Origin of the sequence: Bartonella sp. AS69XJJH (genome assembly GCF_042195585.1) — a bacterium.
In the GTDB taxonomy this organism is placed as follows: domain Bacteria; phylum Pseudomonadota; class Alphaproteobacteria; order Rhizobiales; family Rhizobiaceae; genus Bartonella.
This window is the reverse complement of the sequence record NZ_JBHIOO010000058.1, coordinates 1517-2815: the sequence shown is the minus strand read 5'-3', so window position 1 is coordinate 2815 and position 1299 is coordinate 1517. Positions and strand designations below refer to the sequence as shown.

Sequence of the window (1299 nt, the reverse complement as noted above, 5' to 3'; positions counted from 1 at the left end):
ATGCGCGGGATTCCAAAGGATTGGTTAATTTGCGATGGGAAGGCTTATTTGCGTCGTGATTATCGTGATTTATTTGAGACGATAGGAACGGTTTGGGGAGAGGGGGATGGCGTTACGACGTTTAATGTTCCAGATTTTCGAGGGATGTTTTTACGGGGGCTTGATGGAGGGCGCAATATTGATGAGGGGCGTTCTTTTGCAAGTGTGCAAACAGATTTAATCGAGTCTCACCAACATCAAGGACAGAGCCTATCGATGTCTCATTTTACCAGCAACGAAAACTTTTGGGATGGGAATACGACGGATGTATTAGGCTATCGTCTAGGCTTGTTTGGGGGGAGCTCTCTCGCGAATTTTATGGGTATAGAGCGTGAGAATTTAAGGAGTCACGTTGCAAGTCCTTATACTTTTGATGAAAGCCAAGAGGTTGTTTTGGAGAGCACTGGTGAGGGCGAGACGCGTCCAGTTAATGTGAGTGTTCTGTTTGCGATTAAGACATGAGGTTTAAGATGTCGACGATTTATGATTGGTCTTTAAATGCCTCCTTGAATGCCTATTGTGATGATTTGATTGATTGGTCAAAAGGACAACGTCCTAGCAGCGTGAATAATAGCGCCCGTGTGATGATGCAGCGTGTGCGTGAATATTTATCCGATACGAGTGGTGTGATTGAAAGTAGCTTTACGGTTGATAATGAACAGCAGACGACGTTGATAAGACTTCAAAGTAAATCGCATTTTTTAGAGTATAAGAATGGGATATCCGTTTGTTTTAAAGCAAAGGATAAGAATGTAGGGAAAACCGCAATTGCCTTGAATGATTTAGTCGGTATGCCCGTTTATAAGGCGACGGAATTAGGCATTCGTGCATTATCTGGAGGTGAACTTCAAAGGGGGTGCATTTATAGCTTGATTTATAGGGATCATGCTTGGCAAGTTTTAAATCCTACGCCTCTTTCTTTATCACAAGAACCGGTTATTCCCATTTATCCTACGGGGACGATAGGGATTTTTGGGATGCAAGTTTTGCCAGAGGGCTGGTTACTCTGTGATGGGAAAGCTTATTTGCGCAGTGATTATCCTGCTCTTTATGAAGCGATAGGGATCAGATGGGGTGGAGTTGATAGTTGGACAAAGTTTAACGTTCCCGATTTGCGTGGTGTTTTTTTACGAGGTGTTGATGATGACCGCGAGATAGACCGCTTTCGTTATCTTGGCACTTTACAAAATGACGCTATGAGAAAGCATGATCATGGAGGTCAATCCTTTACGATTTTGAATGATGAAGATGAGGAAGAGA

Annotated in this window: 2 protein-coding genes; both read left to right on the top strand. The window is 43.1% G+C overall.

Annotation, left to right across the window (positions count from 1 at the left end; translation table 11 throughout):
• Window positions 1-501, top strand: a 501-nt coding sequence (locus tag ACFIK6_RS09400) for a phage tail protein (RefSeq protein ID WP_375677586.1), incomplete at its 5' end; no start/stop codon positions are given.
• Window positions 502-509: 8 nt separating this feature from the next.
• On the top strand, window positions 510-1299 hold a 790-nt coding region (locus tag ACFIK6_RS09395; protein ID WP_375677585.1), incomplete at its 3' end, for a phage tail protein.